Here is a 23,127-nt window from a genome sequence, read left to right on the forward strand (position 1 = left end):
TTCCTGTTACAGTGTCTTTTGGGCGCTTGAAGGGGCTTTGTGCCTGTGCGATAGGGCTCTCCACAAAGCAGATATTCTTGCGGAGAGCTTGCACATGGCAGCTGGACAGGGCCTGATGGCCGGTAAGCGGGGCCTGATCCTCGGCGTCGCGAACAATCGGTCGATCGCTTTCGGCATCGCCAAGGCATGCGCCGATCATGGCGCCGAAATCGCGCTGACCTATCAGGGCGAAGCCTTCAAGAAGCGCGTCGAGCCGCTCGCGGCCGAACTCAACGCGCATGTCGCCGGACATTGCGACGTGACCGACCCGGAAAGCCTCGACGCCGTCTTTGCCGACATTGCCAAGCACTGGGGCAAGCTCGACTTCCTCGTCCATGCCATCGCCTTCTCCGACAAGGACGAGCTCACCGGCCGCTATGTCGAGACGACGCGCGACAATTTCCTGCGCACCATGGACATCTCGGTCTATTCCTTCACCACCATCGCCAAGCGCGCCGAGCCGCTGATGACCGATGGCGGTTCGCTTTTGACGCTGACCTATTACGGCGCCGAGAAGGTGATGCCGCATTACAATGTCATGGGCGTCGCCAAGGCGGCGCTCGAAGCCAGCGTGCGCTATCTCGCCGTCGACCTGGGTGCCAAGAAGATCCGCGTCAACGCCATCTCGGCCGGTCCGATCAAGACGCTCGCCGCCTCCGGCATCGGTGACTTCCGCTATATTCTGAAGTGGAACGAGTACAATTCGCCGCTGAAGCAGACGGTCACCCAGGAAGAGGTCGGCGATTCCGGCGTCTATTTCCTGTCGGACCTGTCGCGCGGCGTGACCGGCGAGGTCCACCACGTCGATTCCGGCTACCATGTCGTCGGCATGAAGGCGGTCGACGCGCCGGATATCTCGACCGTCAAGGACTGATCCTCTCCTTCGCCGATCCTTCGTCCCAGGCCCTGGCCCGACCTTGGAAGACCTGATGTATCCGCTCGTCTACATCGCGCGCCACGGCCAGACCGAGTGGAATGCCGAGCACCGCCTGCAGGGCCAGGCCGACACCGACATCAACGCATTCGGCCGCGAGCAGGCCACGCAAAATGGCCGACGGTTGGCGCAGCTGATCAGAAATCCTGCGGATTTCGATTTTGTCGCCAGCCCGATGCGGCGCACGCGCGAGACGATGGAATTGATGCGCGAAGCGATGGGGCTCGATCCCACCGCCTACCGCACCGATGCGCGCCTTGTGGAGATAAGCTTCGGCGACTGGCAGGGTTTTACCTTCGCCGAACTCGAGGAACGTGCTCCCGGTTCAACCGACGGCCGACGCGCTTCCAAGTGGGATTTCCAGCCGCCCGGCGAGGGCGCCGAAAGCTACGAGATGCTGCTCGACCGGATCAAGCCGTGGTTCGACGGGCTGCGCCAGCCTACCGTCTGCGTGACCCATGGCGGCGTCATGCGCTGCTTCTTCCGTTTCGTCACCGGAATTTCCAAGCAGGAAGCCGCCGGCCTGGAGATCCCGCAGGATCGCCTGCTGCGACTGGAAGGCCGCAGCCTGGAGTGGTTGTGAAGGTTAGCATCGTCATTCTAGGGTCTGCGCGCGTCGCTACGCTCCTTGCTTCGCCCTAGAATGACGAAGCTTCGGCGTTTCGGCCAATGTCTAAGGTTGGTCCCGGCGCAGCGCGGGCTTGCGTCGGACTAGTTCTGGTCGCTGTCGGGCAACTGCATATCGGTGACGACATTCTCGCCATTGGTCACGTCGAAGGCGATGACGATGTCCATGCCCGGCTTCAGCGAGTCGATATCGGTCTCGGCGTTGAGCTTGTAGGCCTTGCCGTCGTCAAGCGTCAGCGTCAGCGTGTCCTTGTCGACCTTCTTGATCAGGCCTTCGGTCTGGCCGGCGAAGGCGGCGGCGGTGGAAATCAGCAACATGGCGCAGGCGGCGCCAATCAGGGTACGCATCGTCGTCCTCTTTGGTCATTGCGCCGGCTGGTCAGCGGCGGATCCTCAACGGCGGATGGAGGAGAGCAGAAACCAACCGAATGTGTCAAAACTAAATCCGGCAGATCACAGTTTGATGCAGTCATTTGACCACTGTGGAAAACGCCAATAGAAGGCAGCCTAACCGGCTTTGCCGCCGGGGCAGGGCGTATTCTCATGTCGCACAACACATTCGGCCATCTCTTCCGCGTCACCACCTGGGGTGAAAGCCACGGCGCCGCGCTCGGCTGCGTTGTCGATGGCTGCCCGCCCGGCATTCGTTTCAAGCGCGAGGATATCCAGGCCGAGCTCGACCGCCGCCGTCCCGGACAGTCGCGCTTCGTCACCCAGCGCCGCGAGCCGGACGAGGTCAAGATCCTTTCCGGCTTCATCCTCGACGAGGACGGCGAGACGATGATCACCACCGGCACGCCGGTATCGATGCTGATCGAGAATGTCGACCAGCGCTCCAAGGATTATGGCGAGATCGCCCGCCAGTACCGCCCGGGCCATGCCGACTACACCTACGACGTCAAATACGGCCTGCGCGACCATCGCGGCGGCGGCCGCTCCTCGGCGCGCGAGACGGCAGCAAGGGTCGCGGCCGGCGCCCTGGCGCGCAGGATAGTTCCCGGCATGACGGTGCGCGGCGCGCTGGTCTCGATGGGCGAGAAGTCGATCGATCGCGGCAACTGGAACTGGAATTTCATCGGCGACGCCGAAAACCCGTTCTTCACGCCCGATCCGGCCTCGGTTCCGGTCTTCACCGCCTATCTCGACGGCATACGCAAGGCCGGCTCCTCGGTCGGCGCGGTGATCGAGATCGTTGCCGACGGCGTGCCGCCGGGCCTTGGCGCGCCGATCTACGCCAAGCTCGATCAGGACATCGCGTCCGGCCTGATGTCGATCAACGCCGTCAAGGGCGTCGAGATCGGCAACGGCTTCGAGGCGGCCCGTATCACCGGCGAACAGAACGCCGACGAGATGCGCATGGGCAATGACGGCAAGCCGGTGTTCTTATCGAACAATGCCGGCGGCATCCTGGGCGGCATCTCGACTGGACAGGCGATCGTCGCCCGCTTCGCCGTCAAGCCGACCTCGTCGATCCTGACCCCGCGCCGGTCGATCGACAAGGACGGTCACGATGTCGAGGTGATGACCAAGGGCCGCCACGATCCTTGCGTCGGCATCCGCGCGGTGCCGATCGGCGAGGCCATGGTTGCCTGCGCGATCGCCGATCATTATCTGCGGCACAGAGGACAGACAGGGAAGGGAGTAGGCAGTAGGGATTAGGCAGTAGGCCGCCCGACACAGCCGTTTCTTCCTTCTACTGCCTATTCCCTATTCCCTATTCCCTGCGAGCGAAGCGAGCGCCCAATGCCCTACGACCAGAAGAAGATCGTCGAAGCGATCCGCGCCTTCGAGCGCGGCGAGATCGTCGTCGTCATGGACGATGACGGACGCGAGAACGAGGGCGACCTGATCGTCGCCGCCGTCCACTGCACGCCGGAGAAGATGGCCTTTATCGTGCGCAACACCTCCGGCATCGTCTGCACCCCGATGCTGCGCGAGGACGCCAGGCGGCTGAACTTGGCGCCGATGGTGGCGGACAATGACTCCGCCCACACCACCGCTTTCACGGTCAGCGTCGATTTCAAGCATGGCACGACAACAGGCATTTCCGCCGACGATCGCACGCTGACCGTGCGAAACCTTGCCAATGGCAATGTCGGCCCGTCGGATTTCGTGCGCCCCGGCCACATCTTCCCGCTGATCGCGCGCGAAGGCGGCGTCTTGATGCGCTCCGGCCACACCGAAGCCGCGGTCGATCTCTGCAAGCTTGCCGGCCTGCCGCCGGTCGGCGTCATCTCCGAGCTGGTGAACGACGACGGAACGGTCAAGCGCGGCCCGGAAGTGCAGGCTTTCGCGGAACAACACGGCCTGAAGCAGGTTTCGGTCGCCGACCTCATCGCCTACCGTCAGCGCAAGGAAACGCTGGTCGAACGCGTCGCCTGCTCCGACATCGACACGCCCGGCGGCAAGGCGCAGGTCTTCACCTACACGCTGCCCTGGGATTCCATGCACCATGTCGCGGTCGTCTTCGGCGATATCCGCGACGGCGAGGACGTGCCGGTGCGCCTGCATTCCGAAGATGTCGTCACTGACGTCTTCGGCACCAGCCACCGGCTCGACGGCATCATGACGGCGATGGGCGAGCGCCGGCGCGGCGTCATCGTCTATCTGCGCGAGGGGTCCGTCGGCGTCGCCCACCAGGAGCGCAATCGGCCGCAGAGCGGCGACCGCGAGGACCACGAGGAAGCCCGCCGCCGCGAGAATGAGTGGCGCGAGATCGGCCTCGGCGCCCAGATCCTCAAGGACTTGGGCATCTCCTCGATCAACCTGATCGCCTCGCGCGAGCGCCACTATGTCGGTCTCGAGGGGTTTGGCATCCACATCGCCAAGACCGAAATTTTGTAGCTCGCTGAACCCCCGCGACGTCGTCATCCACGGGCGGAGCAAGGAGCGAAGCGCCGCGCGCAGACCCGAGGATCCATGCCGTGACTTCGAAGCGCCGCGACGGTTCAGAATTCTGCTCCGCTGCGCTCTACGATCGAGGTAACGGAATGGATCCTCGGGTCTGCGCTCCGCTTCGCGTCGCTCCGCCCGTGGATGACGAAGTCATAGAGGCTACGGCCAACTTCCAACCTCTGCGATGATCAACGGATGGCTGGCCACGCTTTTGGCCGTCACTGCGCCGGGATCACCGCCTCGCCTCTGTCCACGTCGCAATCGTCCGTCGCCAACCGGCGTTGCCCGGCGAGCACGGTGGCCAGCGCGATCGCGCCTGCCGCCACCGACACCCAGAACCCGCTCTGCGGACCGAAACTGTCAACCATCCAGCCGGCGGCGAAGGAGCCGAGCGCTATGCCGATGCCGATGCCGGTGGTCACCCAGGTGACGCCTTCGGTGAGCATCGCCGGCGGCACGTGGCGTTCGATCAGGCCGAAAGCGGTGATGAAGGTCGGCGAGATCGCGACGCCGCTCACGAACACCGCGAGCGCCAGCGTCGGCACAGTGTCGGCGAAAAGCAGCGGCAGCGTGGTGAGCGCGATCACGCTGACTGCGACAGCCAGTTGCCGTTGCAGCGGCGCCTTCAGGCTGAGCGCGCCGACGACGATGCCGAGCACGAAGGATCCCAGAGCGTAGACGCCGATGACGAGGCTTGCTGCCTCAGGCTGGCCGAGCGCCTTGGTGATGGCGACGGTGGTGACTTCCGTGGTGGCGAAGGTCGCGCCGACGAAGATCAGCGCGAAGGTGATGATCTGCACTGGCCGCAGGCGGATCGCCGAACCGGTGGCCCCATGTTCCGCCGGGCGGATGGGTGGTTCGGACGAACGCTGCAGCAGGAATGCCGCCGTGCCGAGCGCGAGCAGCAACGTGCTGACCACCATGCCGGCTTCGGGAAACAGCGCCGCGCTCAAGCCCACCGACAGCGAGGCGCCTGCGACATAGACCAGTTCGTCCGCCGCCGATTCGAAGGCGAAGGCGGTGTTGAGCTCGGGACGATCGCGAAAGATCTCGGTCCAGCGTGCCCTGACCAATGCCGGGATGCTGGGCATGGCGGCGGCAAGCAGAGCGGAAAGGAACAAGGTCCAGGCCGGCCAGTGTTGGTTGGCCGCGACGATCAGTGTCGCGAAGGAAATGACCGAGACGAGCGTCATCGGCGCGGCGATCGCCGTCTGGCCGCGCCGGTCGACCAGCCGCGACACCTGCGGCGACAGGAAGGCGTTGACCAGCGCGTAGGTGGCCGAGACGGCGCCGGCCAGCCAGTATTCGCCATGCGTCTGCGACAGCATCGCCACGATGCCGATCGGCGCCATGGCGATCGGCAGCCGCGCGATGAAGGCGGCCGCGGCGAAGCCTTTCGTGCCGGGAGCCCGAAAGATGTCCGAATAAGGGTTTCGCATGGTCTTGCTCCTCGACAACATAACATATCGCAACTACATACGCTGCGTATGAAAGTCAGATAGTTCATACGCAGCGTATGTCAATTGGCATACGGAACGTATGTAAATAGAGCCAGAGCCATGCACAGACCGCGCAAGGAGATGATCGCCGAGACGCGCGCCAAGCTGATCGCGGCCGCTCGCCATGCTTTCGGCACGGTCGGCTATGCCGAGTCCTCGATGGACGATTTCACTGCGTCTGCCGGGCTGACCCGCGGCGCGCTCTACCATCATTTCGGCGACAAGAAGGGGCTGCTGCAGGCGGTGATCGCCGAGATCGACGGCGAAATGGCCGTGCGGGTGAACGAGGTGGCGTCGAAAGCGCCGACCCGCTGGCAGCATTTCGTCGACGAATGCACCACCTATATCGAGATGGCGCTGGAGCCGGAAATCCAGCGCATCATGTTCCGCGACGGCCCGGCGGTGCTCGGCGACCCGGCGCAATGGCCCAATGCCAGTGCCTGCATCGCCTCGATGACCAACCATCTGACGAAGCTGCAGGACGATGGCGTGGTCGTTCCGGAGCTTGATCCCGAGACGACCGCACTGCTGATCAACGGCGCCAGCAGCCAGGCCGCGCAGCGTATCGCCAATTCCGGTGACCCCGAAGCGACGTCGAAGAAGGCGATCGCGGCGTTCAAGCAACTGCTCGAAGGCTTGCGCAGAAAAACTTGACGGCACGTTTGGCTGACCAAGCCGCCGGGTTGTGCACTGGTTTCAAGCCCTCGCAACCCTGCCGTGATTGACAATCGATCGGGTGAGCGCATCCTCCCCAGCCATTCTCTTACAGCGCCGCGCGTTCTTTGAACGCGCAAAGGACGCTGTAAAACTTGATTTGGCGCATGATCCTTTTCCGAAAATCGATTCCGATTTTCGGGGTCATGCGCGGGTGGGAGAGTCGGGGCATGTGGGACTTCAGCATCGCCAGGTCGGTGTCCATCATGATGCGGACATGGCCGTTCATCGTCTTTCGCATGATCGTCTATTTCGGCATCACGGTCGCCTACATCATGGCGACCGGAACCGGCGCCAGCGTCGGCTACGGCGTCGGCCACATCTCGACCGACCCGGACGGACCGACGTCTTTCGCGCTCTGGGGCGGCGTGGTCGGCTTCGGCATCGTCTCGATCGCCGTCTACTGGATCCGCGAATACATTCTCTATGTGCTCAAGGCCGGTCATATCGCCGTCATGGTGCATCTGATCGACGGTCATGACGTTCCCGACGGCCAAGGGCAGATCGCCTATGCGAAGGAAGTGGTCACCCAGCGTTTCGCCGAGGCCAACATCCTTTTCGTCGTTGACCAGTTGGTCAAGGGCGCGATCCGCGCCATCACCGGCCTGATCGGCGGCATCGCCGCCTTCCTGCCCATTCCGGGCCTGAGCGGCCTCGTCAGCTTCATCAACACGGTGATCCGCATCTCGCTGACCTATGTCGACGAGATCATCCTCGGCTACAACATCCGCATCAATTCGAATTCGCCCTTCGAGACGGCGCGGCAAGGCGTCGTGCTTTACGCTCAGAACGGCAAGCACATGGTCAAGAACGCCGTCTGGCTAGCGGTGATCATGTGGGGCGTGTCCTTCGTCATCTTCCTGTTGATGCTGGCGCCCGCCGCCGCGATCCTCTGGGTCATGCCGGGACAGTTGGCCGGCTGGGCCTTCGTGCTGGCGATCGTGTTTGCCTGGGCCTTCAAGGCGGCCTTCATCGAGCCCTTCGCCATCGCCTCGCTGATGCAGGTCTATTTCGAAGCCATCGAAGGCCAGACGCCCAATCCCGAATGGGACCGCCGGCTCGCCGAGGCCTCGTCCAAGTTCAGGGAACTGCGCGACAAGGCGCTGGGCTCCTTCGGCGGCTCGCGCTGGGATACGCCTCGGGCCGCTTGATCACGGCTTCGGCGGGCTCCCAAGCCTCGCAATCGCCGATTTGAGCGGCGCTTCGCCGGCGCCGCGAAACGTCTCGCTCATCACCAGCTCCGGCAGCGGCAGGCGCTTGCCCCAGCCATGCGCCTCGAGGTCCGGTTTCGGCGCGAATTGCGACACGCGGCCGACGCACAGATAGGCGATCGGCGTGACATGCTCCGGGATCGACAAGAGCTGCTTCAGCGCCTCGGTCTCGATGATGCTGACCCAGCCGACGCCGACACCTTCCGCCCGCGCCGCCAGCCAGAAATTCTGCACCGCGCAGACGGTGCTGTAGAGATCCATCTCGGGGTTGTGCCAGCGCCCGAGCGGAGAGTCTTTCGAGCGCTGCCGGTCGCAGGTGATGCACAGGTTGAGCGCGCTTTCGCAGATGCCTTCGAGCTTCAGCTTGCGGTAGAGCGCCTGCCGTTCCGCCTCGATCGCCGGCAGTTCCTGTTCGCGCGCGGCGAGGAACAGATCGCGCACCTGCCGCCGCCTTGCCGCGTCGCGGATGACGATGAAGTTCCACGGCTGCATGTAGCCCACCGACGGCGCGTGATGGGCCGCGGTGATCAGCCGCGCCAGCACGCTGTCATCGAGATCGTCGGAGACAAAATGGCTGCGCACGTCACGCCTGGTGAACATCGCCCTGTAGACCGCGTCGCGCGCCAATTGGTCAAAGTCGTCGCCGCTCGTGGCGATCGCTGCTGCCGTCATCGCTTTTCCCCTTGCGATAAGCAGTCTCCCGCCTGACCAAGCGGAAAACCATGTCTGCCAGGCCGGTCTTCTGGCTCGGGATCGTCCCGCACCGGCGCCTTCCCGTCATCGACAGTGGCTCTTGCCGGCGCGGTCCCCCTCACAGCGTTGGGCACGCCACGGAGTTCAACCGTGTTCCCGATTCTCCCGCGTCGCGGGCACCAGGCAGCGACGAGACCTTACCGCGAAGCTTGCGCTGCGCCAATGGTGCCAGCGACACGGGTTGGCGCAATTTTCCCCAGCCATTCGGCTTTCAAACATGGTCATCCGTGCCGCCGGTGCCTAGATTAGGCGCCATGGCCACCCGTCTCTACACGCACCCGATCTTCCTGGAACATCTTACGCCGCCCGGACATCCCGAGCGGCCCGACCGCCTGCGCGCCATCGAGCGTGTGCTCGACGACGAGGCTTTTTCGGCGCTCGACCGCGTCAAGGCGCCCGAAGGCGACGAGAAAACCATCCTCTATGCGCACCCCGAGGATTTCGTCGAGCGCGTGCGCGCGGCGATCCCTGAGAACGGCATCGTCTCGATCGACGCCGATACCAGCGCCAGCCCGAAAAGCTGGCAGGCCGCGGTGACGGCCATCGGGGGCGCCAACGCCGCGGTCGACGACGTCTTCGAAGGCCGCGCCGCCAATGTCTTCGTCGCCGCGCGTCCGCCGGGCCACCATGCTGAAAAGACCACCGCGATGGGCTTTTGCCTGTTCAACACGGCCGCGATCGCTGCCCGCTACGCGCAGAAGAAGCACCAGGCCGAGCGCGTCGCCATCGTCGACTGGGACGTCCACCACGGCAACGGCACCCAGGACATTTTTTGGGACGACCCGTCGGTGCTCTATTGCTCGACGCACCAGATGCCGCTTTATCCCGGCACCGGCGCGAAGAGCGAGACCGGCGCCGGCAACATCGTCAACGCGCCGCTCGCGCCGCAGACCGGCAGCGACCTGTTCCGCGATGCCTTCCTGTCACGCGTGCTGCCCTCCATCGATGCGTTCGCGCCGGACCTCATCATCATCTCCGCCGGCTTCGACGCGCACCACCGCGATCCGCTGGCCGAGATCAACCTGACCGAGGACGATTTCGACTGGGCGACCGGCCAGCTGATGGAGCGCGCCGGGCGCCACAGCTCCAACAGGCTCGTCAGCCTGCTGGAAGGCGGCTACGATCTGCAGGGACTGGCATTTTCAGTCGCCGCCCATGTCGGGCGGCTGATGAAGGGATAGGGTATGGCAGTGGAAGGCAATGAGGACGTCAAGGCGATGAGCTTCGAGCAGGCGCTCGACGCGCTGGAGAAGATCGTCGACGATCTGGAGCGCGGAGACGTCCCGCTCGACCAGTCGATCAGGATCTACGAGCGCGGCGAGGCGCTGAAGGCGCACTGCGACCGGCTGCTGAAGGCCGCCGAGGACAAGGTCGAGAAGATCAGGCTGTCGCGCGACGGCAAGCCGGTAGGAACGGAGCCGCTGGACGCGGACTGAGGTGTATTGATATTCAGGTGAGGCCGGCCTGCAAATGGCAACTCCCTGCGCTTCCGATGCTCACGTACTTCAAGTACGCTCCGCTCCGGCTCTCGGAAGCCACCATTTTCGGCTCGGCCTGACCTGAATCTCAACACACCTCGGTGCATGATCTCAGACCGGGCAGGGGCAGAGCAAGCAGGTAAGGAGTTCAAGCCATGTGCCGCAACATCAAGACCCTGGCCAATTTCGAACCGCCGGCGACCAATGACGAAGTGCATGATGCTGCGCTTCAGTTCGTGCGCAAGCTCAGCGGCTCGACCAAGCCGTCCAAGCGCAACGAACATGCCTTCCACCATGCGGTGGAGGCGATCGCCGCGATCGCGCGCGAATTGATCGACTCGCTCGAAACCAGCCAGGAACCGCGCAACCGCGAGGAAGAGGCCGCCAAGGCGAAAGCCAGGTCGGCGCTGCGCTTCGCCTGAGGGACGGTCATGAGCTTCTTTCCGGGAAACGATCCTGAGCCCGGCGATGCCTTCGCCTGCGACCAGATCGAGCTGATGGTGGTTCCGAACGCCAAGGATATCGGCGGTTTCGAGGTGCGCCGGGCCTTGCCGACGGCAAAGCGCCGTCTGGTCGGGCCGTTCATCTTCTTCGACCGCATGGGACCGGCCATCCTGCGCGCCGGTCATGCGCTCGACGTGCGCCCGCATCCGCATATCGGGCTTTCCACCGTCACCTACCTGTTCGACGGCAAGATCAGGCACCGCGACTCGCTCGGTACCGAAATGGTGATCGCGCCCGGCGACGTTAACCTGATGACCGCCGGACGCGGCATCGTTCATTCCGAGCGCACGCCACAGGAACTGCGCGGCGCGCCGATGTCGGTCTCCGGCCTGCAGACCTGGTTGGCGCTGCCTGACGGCAAAGAGGAGATTGCCCCGGTGTTCGCGAACACCGCGGTGGCCAGCTTGCCGCAGATCGATGCCGAGGGCGTCAGCGGCCGCGTCGTCATTGGTGCGTTCTCAGGCCTCCACTCGCCCGTTGCGACCGCTTCGGACACGCTTTACGCCGATCTCAGCCTGGCGGCGGGTGCTGCCGTGAAAATTCCGGCCGATGCAGAGGAGCGCGCCATCTACACGCTGGAAGGCGACGTCTCGATCGCCGGCGATGTTTTCCCGGCCGAGCGGCTCCTGGTGTTCAAGCCGGGCGAGGAGATCGTCGTTTCCTCCGAGCGCGGCGCGCATTTCATGCTGTTCGGCGGCGCCTCGCTCGGCTCCAAGCGCTATATCTGGTGGAATTTCGTCTCGTCCTCGAAGGAACGCATCGAGCAGGCCAAGCAGGAATGGAAGACGGGCCGCTTCGATATCGTTCCTGGCGATGAGGAAGAGTTCATTCCGCTGCCGGAAGGTTAGTAGCGCAGAATTTCGACTGCCCGGACATGCCTGCGTTAGCAAGGTCGCATGCCGTGGCGATTGGCTGAATACATCGGTCGCGTCGTCATCCACGGGCGAAGCAAGGAGCGAAGCGACGCGCGTAGACCCGAGGATCCATTCCGTGACCTCCGAGCATTGCAACGGTGCAGAATTCTGCTCCGCTGCACGCTTGGTTTGAAGTCACGGAATGGATTCCAGGGTCTCCGCGACGGAGCTTCGCTCCTGCTTCGCCCTGGAATGACGACATTGGGAAGGCTTCGCCAATGCAGACGTTTGCGATGGTTCACCGAAACGAGCAATGCCTGCGCGTCACTGGCGCGCATTTACATTCGCCCGCCGGCGGCCTATTCCGGCGCATGATTAAGGCGCAATTTGCTGGTAGCGCCGTGTTCGATCAATTGAGGCAGGACGCGCCCGAGTGAAGCCAGACACGCCGCTGCTTGACAAGGTCCGCATTCCGGCGGACCTGCGGACGCTCGATGAGGGCGCGTTGCCGCAGCTTGCCGCGGAACTGCGCGCCGAGCTTATCGACGCCGTGTCGCAGACCGGCGGCCATCTCGGCGCCGGCCTCGGCGTCGTCGAGCTGACCGTCGCGCTGCATTATGTCTTCAACACGCCGGACGACCGGCTGATCTGGGATGTCGGCCACCAGGCCTATCCGCACAAGATCCTGACCGGCCGCCGCGACCGCATCCGCACGCTGCGCCAGGAAGGCGGCCTCTCCGGTTTCACCCGGCGCGCCGAGAGCGAATACGACCCGTTTGGCGCGGCACACTCCTCGACATCGATCTCGGCCGGCCTCGGTATGGCCATGGGGCGCGACCTGTCAGGCGGGCGCAACAATGTCATTGCCGTCATCGGCGACGGCTCGATGTCGGCAGGCATGGCCTTCGAGGCGCTGAACAATGCCGGCGCGCTCGATGCCCGGCTGATCGTCATCCTCAACGACAACGACATGTCGATCGCGCCGCCGACCGGCGCCATGAGCGCCTATCTGGCCAGGCTCGCCTCCGGCAAGGCTTATCTAGGCCTGCGCGACTTCGGCAAGAAGCTGACATCTTATCTCGGCAAGCGCGCCGACCGCGCCATCACCCGCGCCGTCGAGCATGCGCGCGGCTACGTCACCGGCGGCACACTGTTCGAGGAGCTCGGCTTCTACCATATCGGCCCCATTGACGGACACAATCTGGAGCATCTCATCCCGGTGCTGAAGAATGTGCGCGACAACGGCAAGGGCCCGGTGCTGATCCATGTCGTGACCCAGAAGGGCAAGGGCTACGCGCCGGCGGAGGCCGCGGCCGACAAATATCACGGCGTCAACAAGTTCGACGTCATCACCGGCGCGCAGGCCAAGGCGCCGGCCAATGCACCGGCCTACACCAAGGTCTTCGCCGAAAGCCTGATCCAGGAAGCGCGCGAGGACGACCGCATCGTCGCCATCACCGCCGCCATGCCGAGTGGCACCGGCCTCGATCTGTTCGGCGAGGTGTTTCCGCGGCGGACCTTCGATGTCGGCATTGCCGAGCAGCATGCCGTGACCTTCGCGGCGGGGCTGGCCACCGAAGGCTACAAGCCCTTCGCCGCCATCTATTCCACCTTCCTGCAGCGCGCTTACGACCAGGTCGTGCACGACGTTGCAATCCAGAAATTGCCGGTACGCTTCCCGATCGACCGCGCCGGTTTCGTCGGCGCCGACGGCGCCACCCATTGCGGCGCCTTCGACACGACCTTCCTCACCACGCTGCCGGGCTTCGTCGTCATGGCCGCGGCCGATGAGGCGGAGCTGCGCCACATGGTGCGCACCGCGGCGTCCTATGATGACGGTCCGATCGCCTTCCGCTATCCGCGCGGCAACGGCGTCGGCGTCGACATGCCGGAGCGCGGTTCGGTGCTCGAAATCGGCAAGGGCCGCGTCCTGAAGGAAGGGACAAAGGTCGCGCTGCTTTCCTTCGGCACGCGGCTGCAGGATTGCCTATTGGCGGCCGAGGAGCTCGGCGCGGCAGGCCTGTCCACCACGGTTGCCGACGCCCGCTTCGCCAAGCCGCTGGACGAAGATCTGATCCGCCGGCTCGCCCGTTCACACGAGGTGCTGGTGACCGTGGAGGAAGGCGCTATCGGCGGCTTCGCCAGCCAGGTGCTGCATTTCCTTGCCCATGAAGGCCTGCTGGAAAGCGGCCTCAAGGTGCGCCCGCTGGTGCTGCCGGACATGTTCACCGATCATGCCAAGCCGGAGAAGATGTATGCCGATGCCGGCCTGGATTCTGCAGGTATCGTGCGCACGGTCTTTGCTGCGCTCGGTCGCGGCGTGCAGGCGCAGCGCGCCTGAATCAAGACTTCAACACGCTGAATCGGTTTGCCGGCTGCCGGAAGCAATTCCAGCAAAAGTGTGCGCGGTTTTGCGTCCGGAATTGCGTCAATTCAAGATCGTAACTAGTTGTTAACGCTTCCATTTGGCGGTTCGCTTACCCTGTCTCTTGGCCGATTTTCAACGGCGCCCTGCTAAGACCTTGGTCCCAGGCACGGGGTAAGAACAATGAAGGCGTTCCTTTGCGGCATGGCCTTGCTGGCTGCCATGGCTGCGCCGGCGGCAGCCGAGACGCGTTACGACCGCAATCTCGAAAAGGCGGCGATGGAGATCGTCGCCGGCAAGATGGGCAACATCCGCGGCACCTTCTCCTACAAGCAGGTTCCTCAACTCGTCGTGGTGCCGGATGCTGCGCCTGTCGCGCCCACTTCGGTTGAGCCGCCGCGCAAGGAAGCATCCGGCAATGACGGCCTGACGCCGGCCGTCGAGCGCCAGGTTTCGCGAACTGTCTTTTAAAGCAGGTCGCGTGAAAAAGGATTCACGCAACCTGCTTTAAGTCTTTGATCTTAAGCATGTCTTTGTCCCGAAACCGGGACCACTTTCGGGAGACATGCTTTAAAACCACATATCCCGCACGCAGCGCCCGTCGCGCGGCAGGTCGTTGAAACTGTCGAGGCCGTCGAAATGGTCGATCGGCAGGTCGGCGACGTCCTGTGGCGGCGCCAGCCTGACATTGACGGCAATGCGCGTGCGGCCGCTCTTGCCTTGGCGCAGGCCGCGCAAGGCGACCACGCAGGCGCAGGTCGGACAGAACAGGATCTCCAGCGCGGGCTCCGACACCTCGGCGCGCGTGTAGGATTTCAGCGGCCCGGCGACGCGGATGCGCTCGTCGAGATAGTCATAAGCCCAGAGTGCGCCGTAGCGCCGGCAAAGCGTGCAATTGCAGGCGGTGATTCCACCGGGATCGCCTTCCAGCGTCCAGTGGGCCGCGCCGCAATGACAGGTACCTTTCAGCATTGCCACCTCCACCGGCTGACGAATGGCCTGTTCCCGCTGGCATTCTGCAGCCTGCTGCCCGATATTCAAACCCATTGCGTTCGCGCCCGGCATTCGCCAATGAAGGCCGATGAGTTCCCCTTTGCCATTGAGCCAGCGCCAGCGGCTCGACGAATTGCTCGTCGGGCGCGGCCTGTTCGCCAGCCGTTCGCGCGCCCGCGACGCGATCGAGCGCGGCACGGTGACGGTCGACGGCATCGTCGCCCGCAAGCCCGGCCAGCCTGTCGCGCCGGACTGCATGGTCGCCATCGACGATCCGGCGCGGGCCTATGTCTCGCGCGCGGCACTGAAGCTGATCGCCGGCCTCGACCATTTCGGCCTCGATCCTTCCGGCAGCGAAGCGCTCGACGTCGGCGCCTCGACCGGCGGCTTCACCCAGGTGCTGCTCGAGCGCGGCGCCACGCATGTCACGGCGATCGATGTCGGCCACGGCCAGATGCATCCCGACCTTGCCGGCGACCCGCGCGTGACGGTGATCGAAGGGCTGAACGCCCGCGATTTGACGGCAGCCGATCTCGGCGGCCGCATCCCCGGTTTCCTGGTCTGCGACGTCTCGTTCATTTCGCTGAAGCTGGCGCTGCCGCCGGCGCTGGAATTGGCGGGCGAGGGCGCCAGGGCAATTCTCCTGGTCAAGCCGCAATTCGAGGCCGGCCGCGAGGCGATCGGCAAGGGCGGCCTGCTCAAAGATCCAGGCGATGCAGCGCGCATTGCAGCTAACCTGCGCGATTGGCTCGCCGGCGTTTCCGGTTGGCGGGTCCTGGGACTCCACCCGTCGCCGATCGAAGGCGGCGACGGCAACCGCGAGTTCCTGCTCGCCGCCACGAAGGACGGGTGATGAGCACACGCTTGACGATCGCAAGGCTCGGCTCGCAGGGCGACGGCATCGCCAATGCGGAGGGCGGGGAGGTCTTCGTCCCGTTCACGCTGCCGGGCGAGGCGGTCATGGCCGCGCGCCAGAAGGACCGTGCCACGCTGATGTCGGTGCTGGAAGCCTCGCCGCTCAGGATCGACCCGGCCTGCCGCCATTTCACCGAATGCGGCGGCTGCGCGCTCCAGCATTTCGAAGCGGAAGCCTACCGGCAATGGAAGCGCGAGAAAGTCGCGCAGGCCCTGAAGACCAAGGGCATCGCCTGTGACATCGCCGCGCTGGTGCCTTGCGCGCCGCACACCCGCCGCCGCGTCACGTTCAGCGCCAGGCGCACCGAAACCGGGATGCTGCTCGGCTTCGTGCGCGCGCTGTCCTCTGAGATCATCCCGATCGAGGAATGCCCGATCTCGCTGCCGGCGATCGTTGCGGCGCTCGACAAATTGCGCGCCCTGGCCGGCTTGGTCTGCGCGACGTCGAAGGCGTTTCATATGACCGTGACCGTCACCGCCTCGGGCCTCGACATTGCCGTCCATGATGCCGGTAAGCTTGGCGACCACCAGCGCCGCATCGCTTCGAACTTCGTCATGGCCGAGGGTCTGGCGCGGCTTTCCGTCGATGGCGAGATCGTCGTCGAGCCTAAGAAACCGATGGTGCAATTCGGATCGGTTGCTGTCGCTCTGCCGCCCGGCGCCTTCCTGCAGGCGACGGAAGCCGCCGAGCAGGCAATGGCTGGTCTCGTCAGCCAGCATCTGTCGCGCGCCAGGAAGGTCGCGGACCTGTTCGCCGGCTGCGGCAGCTTTGCGCTGCGGCTTGGCGCGAAATCGGAGGTCCATGCCGTCGAAGGCGATGCGCCGGCGCTTGCCGCGCTCGACCGCGCCTACCGCTTCGCCACCGGTCTGAAGCGGGTGACCAGCGAACGCCGCGACCTCTTCCGCCGGCCGCTGACCTTCAAGGAGTTGAACGTCTTCGACGGGCTGGTCTTCGATCCGCCGCGCGCCGGCGCCGAGGACCAGTCGAAGCAGATCGCCCGTTCCGACGTGCCGCTGGTCGCCGCTGTCTCCTGCAATCCGGTGACGCTGGCGCGGGATCTGCGCACCCTCATCGACGGCGGCTATCAACTGAAGAGCGTCACGCCGATCGACCAGTTCCTGTGGTCGTCGCATGTCGAGGCGGTGGCATTGCTGGAGAAGCCGAAGCGGCGGCGATAGCCTACGACTGGCGGTTGGCAAGAAATTTTGTGAAGCCTCTGTTCCTTCGACGAAATTGCGCCCTAAAGCCGCCTTTTTGCGGGACTTAAATTTTGGCGGTTCGGGAAACGTTCCGACCTCTGGAGCGTTACCATTTTGAATGGATGGCGGATTGCAATGCGCACGCTTCAGAAATTCCTCGGTCTCGTCGTCGTTCTCGTCATATTCGCGGTCGGTTCCGCGGCCGGAGCGCTGGCGCAAGGTGAAAAGCGGCTGGCCTTCGTCATCGGCAATGGCGCCTATCAATCCGGAGAGCTCGCGACAGCCGCCAACGACGGCGGACTGATCGCGCAGACCCTGCAGGCGGCCGGTTTCGATGTGGTTGGGGCCCGCGATGTGGATCAGGAATCACTGCGCGGCGCGTTGCGTGATTTCCTTGGAAAGGTCTCCGCCGCAGGTCCCGATGCGGTCATTTTCGTGTACCTCGCCGGCCGCGGGGTGCAGTTCGAAGGCGAGAATTATTTCTTGCCGGTCGACGCCCAGATCGCCAATCCGGCCGACGTGCCGCTTCAAGCCATGCGGCTGTCCGATGTCACCAAGTCGCTGGCGGGACTGCCGGCGAAGGTCAATATCGTGGTCCTCGACGCGGCGCGGCCGAATGACTTCCCACAAATGAGCCAGCCGCTGGCTGGCGGCCTCGCGCTGGTCGACCCCGACCCGAACATGCTGATTGCGTTCAATGCCGCCCCGGGAACGGTCGCGCCTGAAGGCAAGGGCCCCTATGGCGCCTATGCTCAGGCGCTGGCCGAGATGATACGCGAAGGCGGCCTGTCGCTCGACGACGTGTTCGACCGCACGCGGCTGCGGGTCAACGAGGTGACGCAAGGCGCGCAAGTGCCGTGGAATGCCTCGAAGATCAATGTGCCTTTCGTGTTCTTCGATCGTGCCCCGGACGCGCCCGCGCCCAAGGTTTCGGAGGCCGAATCCCGGTCCAACCGCACTCGGGAAATACGCGACTTCGATGCGCACGACGCCTATGTCGCGGCTCTCGACCGCGATACCATGCGCGGCTATCAGGATTTCCTCGTCGCCTACCCGCACGATCCCATGGCCAAGCGGGTGCGCGCCATCATCGCGGCGCGGCGCGAGGCGATCACCTGGCGCGAGACATGGCTGCGGGACACGCCGGAGGCCTATTGGTCTTATCTGCGGCGCTATCCGCATGGCCCGCACGCCTGGGACGCGCGTCGTCGGCTCGAGCATTTCGATGCTGCGCTGGAGCCGCCGGAGGAATTCACCGTCTATGACTATGATTTGCCGCCGCCTCCGCCGGAGGAAATCATCTATGTCGACCGGCCGGTGCTCTATTTCGACGACCCGGATTTCGACTTCGACCCGCCGCCGCCGGTTACGGTGATCTTCCTGCCGCCGCCGCCGCCGGATTTTGTCGTGCTGGCGCCGCCTCCGCCACCGGTCGACGTCTTCGTCCTGCCGACGCCGGTCTTCGTGCCCGTGCCGGTATGGGTCAGGCCGCCGCATGACATCGTGCCGCCGCCGGACAATTTCATCTTCAACAACATCCACAACACGACCGTTATCAACAACACGACGATCAACGAGAACAATCAGCAAGGGCAGGGTGGCGGCCTCACCACCGGCCAGAAGCTGACCGCCGGCGCGGTTGGGCTGGGCGCCGCGGCTCTGGCTACCAAGGTGGCGCTGCCGCCGCTGTTGCAGAAGCGGGCGGCGTTGTCCAACCAGAATCCCGTTCAAGGCAAGATCGGCCAAGGTGCGGCGCAAGGCCAGCAGCCAGGCGGTGCGGCGCCGCTTTCGAAAACACTGGGCAAGCTCTCGACCGATCACGCGCTGCCGGGAACGAACGGCAAGACGTTGCCGCTCGTCAACGGCAAGCCGGTGCTGAATGGCCAGAATTTCCCCAACGACAAGTCGAGGAAGCTGCTCGGCAAGCAGGGCACCCTGGGAACCAACCAGCAGGCAACCGGAAATGCCGGTGCCGCCGTGACCGGTAGCGGTCAGCAGAACGGAGCCGGCAACGGTCAGGGCAAGAATGGCAAGTTCCGCAAGCTGCCGACCGTCAAGGGTCTGCCGGCCGAGAACGGACAGAGCGCCCAGCAGAAGTTCGGGAAGAACAATACGAAAGTGTTGTCCGATCAGAACGGAGGCAAACCGAAGAAGCTGACACGCAAGGATCTGACGGCAGGCCAGTCCGTCGTCGGACCGAGCGATCAAGGCTCGGCCGACGGAAGTGACAAGGGCAAGAAGTTCCGCAAGCTGCCAACCGTCAACGGTTTGCCAACCAACAATCGGCCGAGTGTGCAGGAGCGCCTCGGGAAGAACAATCCGAACGTGTTCTCCGACCAGAATCAGGGCTCACCAAACGGGAACAAGAAGTTCCGCAAATTGCAAAACGGTGGTCCAGATTCTGGTGGCGCGGAGGTCCAGCAGAACTTCAAGGTCAACAGGCCCAGCGAGAATGCGCAGCGCCAGCTCAAGCTGCAGGAAAAGCCGAATGTGCAGGTGTTCGCCAAGCCGCCGAAACCGGAGTTCCATGCGCAGCCGAAGTTCCAGGTCCAGCAGCAGGAGCGGCGTCTGACGCAGCAGCCCAAGGAGCAGCCGCCGCAAGGCAACAAGAAGCCGAGCTGCGGGCATCCGGGCGAGCCGCCCTGCAAGCAATAGGCTTGCCGCTGTCGGACGGAAGCGATCCTTTCATGGGCCGGATCTTCCGACCCATGAACCTGCGAGAGGCGGCCACGAGTCCATGGCGCGGACCATCGTGTTAAAGGCGAAGGGCAGATCTCTCCAAGCGGCCGCGTTGCCTACGAACTCGGCGTCAGCCGTTTCGCCGTGCCGCCGCGCTGATTGATCGACACCCAGGTGTTCGGGTTCTGCTGCGACTGGCGCTTCAGGAAATAATAGCCGGTGGCGTTCCAGGGGCGGATTTCGTCGACCATATTGTCCAGGACGAGATCGCCCTTGTCGGTCTTCACCGTCAGAATGGTGTGGCCCTCATTGTGAAGGTCGCGCACCACCGTCATCAACAGCGCCTGACGGGGAAATCCTGCCTCCTGGAGAAGCTTGCGCTTGTAGAGCGCGTAGATCTTGCAATCGCCCTTGCCGTCCACCGGATAGTCCCAGTGGTCCATCATCGTGCCCCAGTGGTCATAGTTGCTGACCGGCTTGATGGAGCGGTTCGCCTTCTGGTTTACCCGCTTGAGGATGCTCATGTTCTGCGCGGTCAGCTTGACGCTGGCGGCAGGCAAGGCGGGCACCTTGCACTCTTTCGGCCGGCGATGGCAGAAATCGAGCCAGCCATATGGGACGCTGGTGCTGCCGCCGACGGTGGCGGAACTGGCCGCAGGCCGCGTCGACGCTAGTTTGACCAGCGACGACTGCGCGGCCGCTGGGCCGACTTGCAGCGACGAAACGCCAACCAACGAAATGAAGCCAAGGAGGAGAGAAGAGGTCGAGACACCAGGGGATCGCTTCACTGCCAACACCACCGCAACGAGGAGACTGGCGACAGGCTAATGCGCAAACGCCGGCCCGGCCAATTAAACAATTAATAATGTCCTAACACGATTGTGTTCACTTCAAGGTGCCGGCGGGAAGTTCGGGCTGGAAACCATCAGCCCGTGCCCGAAAGGATGCGCTCGACGAAGGCGGGCACCACTTGCGTCGCCGGCCCTTCCAGTTGCTCGTCGAAACGGGAAGCCCAGCCGGCGCATTTCAGGTTGAGCTCGACGGTCAAGGCGCCGGCGATGCGTGCCTCTTCTACGAAGCCGGCGGCCGGATAGACGCTGCCGCTCGTCCCGATCGCCGCGAAGAGGTCGCAGCCGCCCAGCGCTTCGCTGATCTCTTCCATGCGATAGGGCATCTCGCCGAACCACACGACGTCTGGCCGCAGCCGTCCCCTGGCGCCGCAGGCCGGACACTCGGAATGGTCGGCGATGTCGTCGGCCCAGGCGCTGCTGGCGCTGCAATCTTGGCAAAGCGCGCGACAGAGCTCGCCATGCATGTGGATCAGCTTTCGCGAGCCGGCACGCTCATGCAGGTCGTCGATGTTCTGGGTGACGACCAGGACTTCGCGGGGAAAGGCTTGCTCGAGCCTGGCCAGCGCCTCATGCGCGGCATTGGGCTTGACGTCGCCAAGCTGCCGCCTGCGCATGTTGTAGAAGTCCTGCACCTTGGTTGGGTTGCGGGCGAAGCCCTGCGGGGTCGCGACCTCCTCAAAGTCGAAACTAGCCCACACCCCCTTCGGATCGCGAAACGTCGCGACGCCCGATTCCGCCGAGATGCCGGCGCCCGTCAGGATGACGATCTTGGGTTTGGACATTGGTCGATGGCACCGGCCCGAAGGCTATCGTTTGGCGGATGCTATCGGAACATGCAGACATGCTCAAACGCGAGCGTGGCACCGTGCTTCAGCGAGCACGCCTGCGTCCATCTCTTCGAGTGTTTTCGGCGTGCCGCGGGCTGGCAGGGAACCAAACACGTCCTTCGGTTGCGTCGCCGGGAACGACGACGCGCGTTTCACGGCGACGCGCGTTTCAAAGACACCCCGTCCGGCTCTTTTGTCGAGACAATTGGTAGCTTTTCAGAAGCCGACATTGTGGCCTTTCCAGCGTTCACGCGCTCAAATCCTGGTGCCGCCAACCGTCATCTGGTTCATCCGCAGATGCGGCTGGCCGACGCCGACGGGCACGCCCTGTCCGGCCTTGCCGCACATGCCGATGCCGTTGTCGAGCTTCATGTCGTTGCCGATCATGCTGACGCGGTGCATGGCGTCCGGCCCGTTGCCGATCAGCATCGCGCCCTTGATCGGCTGCGTCACCTTGCCGTTCTCGATCATATAGGCCTCGGTGCAGCCGAACACGAACTTGCCTGACGTGATGTCGACCTGGCCGCCGCCGAAGGAAACGGCGTAGACGCCGTTCTTGACCGAGGCGATGATCTCTTCCGGCTCCATGTCGCCGGAGGTCATGTAGGTGTTGGTCATGCGCGGCATCGGCTGGTGCGCATAGCCCTCGCGGCGGCCGTTGCCCGTCGCCGTCATGCCCATCAGCCGGGCGTTCTGTCGGTCCTGCATATAGCCGACCAGTTTGCCGTCCTCGATCAACACGTTGCGCGCCGAAGGCGTTCCTTCGTCGTCGACGGTGAGCGAGCCGCGCCGCTCGGGGATGGTGCCGTCGTCGACCACGGTGACGCCTTTCGCCGCCACCTGCTGGCCCATCAGGCCGGCGAAGGCCGATGTCTTCTTGCGGTTGAAGTCGCCTTCCAGTCCGTGGCCGACAGCCTCGTGCAGCATCACGCCCGGCCAGCCGCTGGACAGCACGATATCGAACGTGCCGGCGGGCGCCGGGACCGCTTCCAGGTTGACCAGCGCCTGCCGTAGCGCCTCGCTGGCGGCATGCTTCCAGCTTTCCTCACTGACGAACTCGCCAAAACTCTTGCGGCCGCCCATGCCGTAGGAGCCGCTCTCCTGCCGGTCGCCATCGCCGACCACGACTGAAACGTTGATCCGGACCAGCGGGCGGATGTCGCGCACGATCTGCCCGTCGCCGCGCACGATCTCGACATGCTGCCACGAGGCGGCGAGCGACGCCGTCACCTGGCGCACGCGCGGATCCTTCGCCCGCAGCCAGCCGTCGATCTCCTGCAAGAGCTTGGCCTTGACCTCGAAGGAAGGCGAGGGGATCGGGTTCTCGTCGCCATAGAGGTGACGGTTGGTGCGTGCGGGCGCGCCGGCGAGCTGGCCGGAATAGCCGCCCTTTACCGCCGAGACGGCGTCGGCCGCGCGCTTGAGCGAGGCTTCGGAGAGATCGCTGGAATGCGCATAGCCGCTGGCCTCGCCGGCCACGGCGCGCAGGCCGAACCCTTGGTCGGTGTTGAAATTGGCCGTCTTCAGCCGGCCATTGTCGAACATCAGCGCTTCGCTCTCGCTGTATTCGAGGAACAACTCGCCGTCGTCGGCGCCCTTGATTGTGTCGGCGACGATCTCCTTGACGCGATCGTCGGAAATGTCGAATTGGCCGATCAGGCTGGTCATGGCAAATCCATTCGTGGAAACAAATCGTTCTAGAGCATGATGCCGAAAAGTGTGAAGCGGTTTTCGGACGACATCATGCTCTACCTCTTTGATCTGGGGGATGTAGGCGCGAAGCCGCCGT

General features: G+C 64.3%; 22 protein-coding genes, 1 pseudogene and 1 riboswitch. Of the genes and pseudogenes, 15 read left to right on the top strand and 8 right to left on the bottom strand.

The genetic code is table 11. The annotated features are described in order from the left end of the window. The first annotated feature begins 94 nt into the window (after nt 1–94). Nucleotides 95–913 (top strand): enoyl-ACP reductase FabI, encoded by an 819-nt coding sequence (fabI, locus tag WDX12_RS19755; RefSeq protein ID WP_224669765.1) that lies wholly within the window; start codon nt 95–97, stop codon nt 911–913. Nucleotides 914–968: 55 nt separating this feature from the next. Continuing rightward, complete coding sequence (locus WDX12_RS19760) at nt 969–1,556, top strand: histidine phosphatase family protein (RefSeq protein WP_320294744.1); 588 nt, start codon at nt 969–971, stop codon at nt 1,554–1,556. A 128-nt stretch (nt 1,557–1,684) separates the two neighbouring features. Here WDX12_RS19760 and WDX12_RS19765 read toward each other — a convergent pair whose 3' ends face one another. Beyond that, entirely contained in the window at nt 1,685–1,948 is a 264-nt protein-coding gene (locus WDX12_RS19765) for a DUF1344 domain-containing protein (RefSeq protein ID WP_140783436.1), read from the bottom strand. Between the two features lie 195 nt (nt 1,949–2,143). Here WDX12_RS19765 and aroC point away from each other — a divergent pair, with 195 nt between their 5' ends. Beyond that, the gene (gene aroC, locus WDX12_RS19770) at nt 2,144–3,259 is read left to right on the top strand and encodes a chorismate synthase (protein WP_434721689.1); all 1,116 of its coding nucleotides are present in this window, start codon (nt 2,144–2,146) and stop codon (nt 3,257–3,259) included. A gap of 84 nt (nt 3,260–3,343) precedes the next feature. Continuing rightward, on the top strand, nt 3,344–4,444 hold the full coding sequence (gene ribB / locus WDX12_RS19775; protein ID WP_434721690.1) for a 3,4-dihydroxy-2-butanone-4-phosphate synthase: 1,101 nt from the start codon (nt 3,344–3,346) through the stop codon (nt 4,442–4,444). Between the two features lie 269 nt (nt 4,445–4,713). Here ribB and WDX12_RS19780 read toward each other — a convergent pair whose 3' ends face one another. Further along, entirely contained in the window at nt 4,714–5,934 is a 1,221-nt protein-coding gene (locus WDX12_RS19780) for an MFS transporter (RefSeq protein WP_434721691.1), read from the bottom strand. A gap of 120 nt (nt 5,935–6,054) precedes the next feature. Between WDX12_RS19780 and WDX12_RS19785 the strand changes: the two genes are divergently transcribed. Both WDX12_RS19785 and WDX12_RS19790 read left to right on the top strand, forming a co-directional pair. Then, on the top strand, nt 6,055–6,648 hold the full coding sequence (locus WDX12_RS19785) for a TetR/AcrR family transcriptional regulator (RefSeq protein ID WP_320294748.1): 594 nt from the start codon (nt 6,055–6,057) through the stop codon (nt 6,646–6,648). A gap of 230 nt (nt 6,649–6,878) precedes the next feature. Beyond that, on the top strand, nt 6,879–7,859 hold the full coding sequence (locus WDX12_RS19790) for a hypothetical protein (protein WP_434721692.1): 981 nt from the start codon (nt 6,879–6,881) through the stop codon (nt 7,857–7,859). Here WDX12_RS19790 and bluB read toward each other — a convergent pair whose 3' ends face one another. Continuing rightward, nucleotides 7,860–8,591 carry a 5,6-dimethylbenzimidazole synthase gene (bluB, locus tag WDX12_RS19795; RefSeq protein ID WP_434721693.1) on the bottom strand — a complete coding sequence of 244 codons (732 nt, stop codon included), beginning with the start codon at nt 8,589–8,591 and terminating at the stop codon, nt 7,860–7,862. Between the two features lie 43 nt (nt 8,592–8,634). Then, a riboswitch (cobalamin riboswitch) is annotated at nt 8,635–8,811 on the bottom strand. Between the two features lie 115 nt (nt 8,812–8,926). On the opposite strand from bluB, the gene WDX12_RS19800 reads away from it, so the two are divergent. The 6 genes from WDX12_RS19800 to WDX12_RS19825 all read left to right on the top strand — a co-directional run bounded on the left by WDX12_RS19800 (nt 8,927) and on the right by WDX12_RS19825 (nt 14,344). Further along, nucleotides 8,927–9,853, top strand: coding sequence for a histone deacetylase family protein (locus WDX12_RS19800; protein ID WP_434721694.1), 927 nt, complete (start codon nt 8,927–8,929; stop codon nt 9,851–9,853). Between the two features lie 3 nt (nt 9,854–9,856). After that, nucleotides 9,857–10,108, top strand: a complete 252-nt coding sequence (locus tag WDX12_RS19805; protein ID WP_140809600.1) for an exodeoxyribonuclease VII small subunit — start codon at nt 9,857–9,859, stop codon at nt 10,106–10,108. A gap of 197 nt (nt 10,109–10,305) precedes the next feature. Further along, nucleotides 10,306–10,572 (top strand): DUF2277 domain-containing protein, encoded by a 267-nt coding sequence (locus WDX12_RS19810; protein WP_434721695.1) that lies wholly within the window; start codon nt 10,306–10,308, stop codon nt 10,570–10,572. 9 nt (nt 10,573–10,581) lie between these two features. Next, nucleotides 10,582–11,502, top strand: a complete 921-nt coding sequence (locus WDX12_RS19815; RefSeq protein WP_434721696.1) for a pirin family protein — start codon at nt 10,582–10,584, stop codon at nt 11,500–11,502. 439 nt (nt 11,503–11,941) lie between these two features. Beyond that, on the top strand, nt 11,942–13,849 hold the full coding sequence (gene dxs, locus WDX12_RS19820) for a 1-deoxy-D-xylulose-5-phosphate synthase (protein WP_434721697.1): 1,908 nt from the start codon (nt 11,942–11,944) through the stop codon (nt 13,847–13,849). A gap of 207 nt (nt 13,850–14,056) precedes the next feature. Then, the gene (locus WDX12_RS19825) at nt 14,057–14,344 is read left to right on the top strand and encodes a hypothetical protein (protein ID WP_434721698.1); all 288 of its coding nucleotides are present in this window, start codon (nt 14,057–14,059) and stop codon (nt 14,342–14,344) included. 99 nt (nt 14,345–14,443) lie between these two features. Here the strand turns inward: WDX12_RS19825 and WDX12_RS19830 are convergent, their stop codons facing one another. Next, on the bottom strand, nt 14,444–14,845 hold the full coding sequence (locus WDX12_RS19830; protein ID WP_434721699.1) for a GFA family protein: 402 nt from the start codon (nt 14,843–14,845) through the stop codon (nt 14,444–14,446). A gap of 109 nt (nt 14,846–14,954) precedes the next feature. Here WDX12_RS19830 and WDX12_RS19835 point away from each other — a divergent pair, with 109 nt between their 5' ends. The 3 genes from WDX12_RS19835 to WDX12_RS19845 all read left to right on the top strand — a co-directional run bounded on the left by WDX12_RS19835 (nt 14,955) and on the right by WDX12_RS19845 (nt 19,636). Then, nucleotides 14,955–15,719: a TlyA family RNA methyltransferase gene (locus WDX12_RS19835; protein ID WP_434721700.1), complete on the top strand. Its 765-nt coding sequence runs from the start codon at nt 14,955–14,957 to the stop codon at nt 15,717–15,719. Beyond that, nucleotides 15,719–16,960: a class I SAM-dependent RNA methyltransferase gene (locus WDX12_RS19840; protein WP_434721701.1), complete on the top strand. Its 1,242-nt coding sequence runs from the start codon at nt 15,719–15,721 to the stop codon at nt 16,958–16,960. Before WDX12_RS19835 ends, WDX12_RS19840 begins: the two co-directional genes overlap by 1 nt. 156 nt (nt 16,961–17,116) lie before the next feature. Next, nucleotides 17,117–19,636, top strand: a complete 2,520-nt coding sequence (locus WDX12_RS19845) for a caspase family protein (RefSeq protein ID WP_434721702.1) — start codon at nt 17,117–17,119, stop codon at nt 19,634–19,636. Nucleotides 19,637–19,776: 140 nt separating this feature from the next. Here WDX12_RS19845 and WDX12_RS19850 read toward each other — a convergent pair whose 3' ends face one another. The 4 genes and pseudogenes from WDX12_RS19850 to tldD form a co-directional block, all read right to left on the bottom strand. Continuing rightward, the gene (locus WDX12_RS19850) at nt 19,777–20,394 is read right to left on the bottom strand and encodes a transglutaminase-like cysteine peptidase (protein WP_434721703.1); all 618 of its coding nucleotides are present in this window, start codon (nt 20,392–20,394) and stop codon (nt 19,777–19,779) included. Nucleotides 20,395–20,585: 191 nt separating this feature from the next. Further along, a complete protein-coding gene (locus WDX12_RS19855; RefSeq protein ID WP_320294761.1) occupies nt 20,586–21,293 on the bottom strand; it encodes an NAD-dependent deacylase in 708 nt (235 codons plus the stop codon). Between the two features lie 63 nt (nt 21,294–21,356). After that, a pseudogene (locus WDX12_RS19860) lies at nt 21,357–21,470 on the bottom strand (AbrB/MazE/SpoVT family DNA-binding domain-containing protein); the annotation flags it as partial. A 123-nt stretch (nt 21,471–21,593) separates the two neighbouring features. Beyond that, complete coding sequence (tldD, locus tag WDX12_RS19865; RefSeq protein ID WP_434721704.1) at nt 21,594–23,006, bottom strand: metalloprotease TldD; 1,413 nt, start codon at nt 23,004–23,006, stop codon at nt 21,594–21,596. Nucleotides 23,007–23,127 lie beyond the last annotated feature (121 nt).

Source organism: Mesorhizobium sp. RIZ17 (assembly GCF_051127865.1).
In the GTDB taxonomy this organism is placed as follows: Bacteria; Pseudomonadota; Alphaproteobacteria; order Rhizobiales; family Rhizobiaceae; genus Mesorhizobium; species Mesorhizobium humile.

Coding starts and splice junctions, on each gene's coding strand:
- fabI (WP_224669765.1), top strand. CDS start 95: ATGGCAGCTGGACAGGGCCTGATGGCCGGTAAGCGGGGCCTGATCCTC.
- WDX12_RS19765 (WP_140783436.1), bottom strand. CDS start 1,948: ATGCGTACCCTGATTGGCGCCGCCTGCGCCATGTTGCTGATTTCCACC.
- aroC (WP_434721689.1), top strand. CDS start 2,144: ATGTCGCACAACACATTCGGCCATCTCTTCCGCGTCACCACCTGGGGT.
- WDX12_RS19790 (WP_434721692.1), top strand. CDS start 6,879: ATGTGGGACTTCAGCATCGCCAGGTCGGTGTCCATCATGATGCGGACA.
- WDX12_RS19780 (WP_434721691.1), bottom strand. CDS start 5,934: ATGCGAAACCCTTATTCGGACATCTTTCGGGCTCCCGGCACGAAAGGC.
- WDX12_RS19855 (WP_320294761.1), bottom strand. CDS start 21,293: ATGTCCAAACCCAAGATCGTCATCCTGACGGGCGCCGGCATCTCGGCG.
- WDX12_RS19845 (WP_434721702.1), top strand. CDS start 17,117: ATGCGCACGCTTCAGAAATTCCTCGGTCTCGTCGTCGTTCTCGTCATA.
- WDX12_RS19805 (WP_140809600.1), top strand. CDS start 9,857: ATGGCAGTGGAAGGCAATGAGGACGTCAAGGCGATGAGCTTCGAGCAG.
- WDX12_RS19800 (WP_434721694.1), top strand. CDS start 8,927: ATGGCCACCCGTCTCTACACGCACCCGATCTTCCTGGAACATCTTACG.
- WDX12_RS19825 (WP_434721698.1), top strand. CDS start 14,057: ATGAAGGCGTTCCTTTGCGGCATGGCCTTGCTGGCTGCCATGGCTGCG.
- WDX12_RS19760 (WP_320294744.1), top strand. CDS start 969: ATGTATCCGCTCGTCTACATCGCGCGCCACGGCCAGACCGAGTGGAAT.
- WDX12_RS19830 (WP_434721699.1), bottom strand. CDS start 14,845: ATGCTGAAAGGTACCTGTCATTGCGGCGCGGCCCACTGGACGCTGGAA.
- ribB (WP_434721690.1), top strand. CDS start 3,344: ATGCCCTACGACCAGAAGAAGATCGTCGAAGCGATCCGCGCCTTCGAG.
- WDX12_RS19815 (WP_434721696.1), top strand. CDS start 10,582: ATGAGCTTCTTTCCGGGAAACGATCCTGAGCCCGGCGATGCCTTCGCC.
- WDX12_RS19785 (WP_320294748.1), top strand. CDS start 6,055: ATGCACAGACCGCGCAAGGAGATGATCGCCGAGACGCGCGCCAAGCTG.
- WDX12_RS19840 (WP_434721701.1), top strand. CDS start 15,719: ATGAGCACACGCTTGACGATCGCAAGGCTCGGCTCGCAGGGCGACGGC.
- WDX12_RS19835 (WP_434721700.1), top strand. CDS start 14,955: ATGAGTTCCCCTTTGCCATTGAGCCAGCGCCAGCGGCTCGACGAATTG.
- WDX12_RS19810 (WP_434721695.1), top strand. CDS start 10,306: ATGTGCCGCAACATCAAGACCCTGGCCAATTTCGAACCGCCGGCGACC.
- tldD (WP_434721704.1), bottom strand. CDS start 23,006: ATGACCAGCCTGATCGGCCAATTCGACATTTCCGACGATCGCGTCAAG.
- bluB (WP_434721693.1), bottom strand. CDS start 8,591: ATGACGGCAGCAGCGATCGCCACGAGCGGCGACGACTTTGACCAATTG.